Raw genomic sequence first — 3,877 nt, 5'->3', positions numbered from 1 at the left:
CGGGGGTCATCACTGAAAAGTGGTGCCGCTCAGTTCCTTATCGACGTTCAAAGGCGGGGTGGGAGAAGTCTCAAACGGTCGGTCCGCGCTAACGGCCGATTGCGAAGCGTGACTCTCCACCCCAGCACCCTAAACATACAAGCGAAGCGAGTTTGCGCGAGACCCCGCCGTAGTCGAGCACCGCAGGTTGCCCGAAGCGAAGCGTAGGGACCCAGACTGCGGGTCGCCTTTTCTTTGGTGACTTTCTTTTGGCGAAGCAAAGAAAAGTGCCTCGCCGCCGGGCGACCCCGGCCAGCAACTCTCAGCAGTGAGCGCACCGCCGGAGCAAGAGATCACTTCTTGTCAGGCAACTCAATCTTCACCTCCAGCACATCAAGGTTATCCTGCCGCTCCAGGTTCAGCTTGATGTGCTCAGGGTTGATCGGGATGTATTTCGCGATCACCGCGATCAGGTCGCGTTGCAGGGCCGGCAGGTAGTCCGGCTTGGGGCTACGGTCCGTGCGCTCATGCGCGAGGATGATCTGCAAGCGCTCTTTCGCGACGCTCGCGGTCTTCTTCTTTTCGCCCAGCAGGAATGACAGGAAAGACGCCATGGATCACTTCCCCCCGAACCAGCGTTTGAAGAGCCCGGGCTTTTGCGCGTCGATAAACCGCATGGGCTTGTCCTTGTCGCCGAGGAAGCGGTCGACCACGTCCTTGTAGGCTTCCGACACGTCGCTGCCGTTCATGTGCACCGCCGGCACGCCCTGGTTGGAGGCCTGCAATACCGACTCGGATTCGGGGATCACGCCTATGAGCTTGATGCGCAAAATATCCTGGATGTCCTCGAGCGAAAGCATCTGGCCCTGGTCGACGCGGCCGGGGTTGTAGCGGGTGATCAGCAGGTGTTCCTTGATCGGGTCGCCGCCGGCGATGGCGCGCTGGGTCTTGCTGGAGAGCATGCCGAGGATGCGGTCGGAGTCGCGCACGGATGACACCTCGGGATTCGTCACCACCAGGGCCTCGTCGGCGAAGTGCATGGCCATCAGGGCGCCGGTCTCTATGCCGGCGGGGGAGTCGCAAACAATGTATTCAAAGTCCATGCCGGCCAGGTCTTTCAGCACCTTCTCGACGCCGGTTTTGGTCAGCGCGTCCTTGTCGCGGGTCTGCGAGGCGGCCAGCACATACAGGTTGTGGCACTGCTTGTCCTTGATCAGGGCCTGGTTCAGCGTGGCTTCGCCCTGGATCACGTTGATGAGGTCGTACACCACGCGGCGCTCGCAGCCCATGATGAGGTCCAGGTTGCGCAGGCCCACGTCGAAGTCAATGACCGCGGTTTTATGGCCGCGCAGCGCCAGGCCGGTGGCAAAGCTGGCGCTGGTGGTGGTTTTGCCCACACCGCCCTTGCCGGAGGTGACCACGATGATTTTTGCCATGCTTGAATTTCCTTGGAGAACGGGAGAGGTGTTTTGGGTGGAGGCCGGGTGTGCCGCGGGAGCAGGAGGAAGCAAAGTGGCTGTGGTCATGCTGACATCACATTCATGACTAGTTTGTCGCCCTCGTCGCCCGGGACGAGCCGCACTTGCGTGGGCTTGCCGGCCATGCCGGGCGGCAGCGGGTGTTCGCTGGTGCGGTAGACGCCGGCGATGGAGAGCAGTTCAGCTTCCAGCGCGAGCGAGAAGATGCGCGCCTCGGTGTTGCCGCGTGCACCGGCCATGGCCTTGCCGCGCAGCGGCGCATAGACGTGGATGTGGCCGTCGGCAATCACCTCGGCGCCGGCGTTGACCATGGCCAGCACCACCAGGTCGCGGCCGCGTGCATAAACCTGCTGGCCGGAGCGCAGCGGCTTGTCGACGACCAGCGCGCCCAGCGGCGCGGCAGGGGCAAGGGGAACCGGTTCCGGCGCCAGCAGAACCGGCGCGGGTGGTGCGGCCACCGTGGGCCGCGGCGCCACCAGGTGGGCGTCGGGCACGGGCAGCAAGCCCGCCTGCAGCGCGGCTGCCATCTGCGCGGCGCTGCCGCCTTTCACGGCGATGGGCACCAGCTGGTAGCCGCCCAGCAGGCTGATCAGCGCGGGAAAGTCGATGCCGCCCGCCGCTTCCGGCAACGGTGACAGGTCGACCAGCAGTGCATCCTGGTCGAAGAAGTCGGGAATGTCGCCAAAGCGGGCTTCGAGTTCGCGTGCCAGGGCGACGAGGTCGGTGGACTTGAGCAGCAAGGCCACCAGGGGCAGGTTGGCGCTCTTGATTTCAAAGGTGGCGGGAGTGGTGGCCTGAAGGGCGACGGTCATAGGCGCATGGCGGGAGGAGGCCGGCGTGTCGGCGGCAAAAGAAAAGATGGCCGAGGGTAGCGCGCGATGCGGCGTATTCGCCCGCACGCTTTGTCGCACTTGTGAGCGCATGAAACGCTTGTCGGCCGCGCGCACGGCCTTGGTGCGCCGTCGCCGTCCGTCGCAGAAAGCCGCGCCGGCATTGAATGCATGCGCCCTGCACCCATATGCGGGGCTTATCACTCTGGACTTTTCATGAACTTCCTGCCGCTGGCGCTTGTAACCGCGCTGCTCCATGTTTACATCGGCGCACGCCTTGTGCCGGGGCTTGAAGCCCATTCCCTCGGCCAGTGGCTGCTCATCGCCGGCCTGGCACTCTCGGCCTTGCTGATGCCGCTGGGCCTGATGGCCGGGCGGGTCGCGAAACAACCGCTGGCCGACGTGCTGACCTGGGTGGGCCTGCTGTTCATGGGCTTGTTCTCTTCGATGCTGGTGCTGACGGTGGCGCGTGACGCGGGCCTGCTGCTGCTGTGGCTGGCCGACCTGCTGGCGCCCGGCCGCTTGCCGCTGGCCTGGCTGCGCATCGCCTCGGCCGAAGCCGTGCCCGTGCTGGGCGTGCTGGTCACCGTGCTGGGCTTTTTGAATGCGCGGCGCACCGCGGCCGTGGTCAAGGTCGACGTGCCCATCAAGGGCCTGCCCCCCGCGCTGCAGGGCTTTACCCTGGCCCAGCTCAGCGACATCCACGTCGGGCCGACCATCAAGCACGAATATTTGCGCCGCATCGTCGACAAGGTCAACGCACTGGACGCCGACGTGGTGGCCATCACCGGCGACCTGGTGGACGGCAAGGTCAGCGAACTCTCGGCCCACACCGCGCCGCTGGCCGACCTGAAGTCGCGTCACGGCACCTATTTTGTCACCGGCAACCACGAGTACTACTCCGGCGCGCATGCCTGGGTCGACGAGCTGCGCCGCCTGGGCCTGACGGTGCTGCTGAATGAACACGTGGTGATTCGCCCCCCTTCAGATGCAGCCGGCCGCGAGGACGGCAAACCGCTGGTGCTGGCCGGCGTGACGGATTACAGCGCCGGCCATTTCGATCCGGCGCACCGCAGCGACCCCGAAGCGGCCCTGCGCGGCGCGCCGCTGAACGCGGTCCGCGTGCTGCTGGCCCACCAGCCGCGCAGCGCGGCGGCGGCTGCCAAGGCGGGTTTTGATCTGCAGCTGTCGGGCCATACGCATGGCGGGCAGTTCTATCCGTGGAATCTGTTTGTGCGGTTTCAGCAGCCGTTTACTGCCGGCTTGCACAAGTTGCAGAATCTTTGGGTTTATACGAGCCGGGGGACCGGGTATTGGGGGCCGCCCAAACGGTTTGGGGCGCCTTCTGAGATTACTTTTTTGAAATTGGTCGCGGGATAAGGGTTGGTCTGCCGGGTCTTGCTCCAGCTGTCCGCGCTTCCTCTGTTCTCTCTTCTAAGTTCTGCTGGCCGGGGGTTGCCCGGCGGCAAGTAACTTTCTTTTGCTTCGCCAAAAGAAAGTCACCAAAGAAAAGGCGACCCGCAGTCTGGGTCCCTACGCTTCGCTTCGGGCAACCTGCGGTGCTCGACTACGGCGGGGTCTCGCGCAAAC

The 3,877-nt window shown here is 64.6% G+C and carries 4 protein-coding genes; 1 reads left to right on the top strand and 3 read right to left on the bottom strand.

Features of this window, described 5'->3' with window-relative positions; translation table 11 throughout:
- Positions 1-332: 332 nt before the first annotated feature.
- The 3 genes from minE to minC all read right to left on the bottom strand — a co-directional run bounded on the left by minE (position 333) and on the right by minC (position 2,269).
- Positions 333-593 carry a cell division topological specificity factor MinE gene (gene minE / locus AC1D1F_RS24615; protein ID WP_436155619.1) on the bottom strand — a complete coding sequence of 87 codons (261 nt, stop codon included), beginning with the start codon at positions 591-593 and terminating at the stop codon, positions 333-335.
- 3 nt (positions 594-596) lie between these two features.
- The gene (minD, locus tag AC1D1F_RS24610; RefSeq protein ID WP_477697554.1) at positions 597-1,415 is read right to left on the bottom strand and encodes a septum site-determining protein MinD; all 819 of its coding nucleotides are present in this window, start codon (positions 1,413-1,415) and stop codon (positions 597-599) included.
- A gap of 86 nt (positions 1,416-1,501) precedes the next feature.
- Entirely contained in the window at positions 1,502-2,269 is a 768-nt protein-coding gene (gene minC / locus AC1D1F_RS24605; RefSeq protein ID WP_477678976.1) for a septum site-determining protein MinC, read from the bottom strand.
- Positions 2,270-2,503: 234 nt separating this feature from the next.
- Here minC and AC1D1F_RS24600 point away from each other — a divergent pair, with 234 nt between their 5' ends.
- Complete coding sequence (locus tag AC1D1F_RS24600) at positions 2,504-3,667, top strand: metallophosphoesterase (protein WP_477697553.1); 1,164 nt, start codon at positions 2,504-2,506, stop codon at positions 3,665-3,667.
- The last annotated feature ends 210 nt before the right edge of the window (positions 3,668-3,877 follow it).

The organism is Polaromonas sp. P1_H6 (assembly GCF_056405195.1).
Note: the sequence above shows the minus strand (reverse complement) of the source record. Positions and strands in the feature narration are given on the sequence as shown.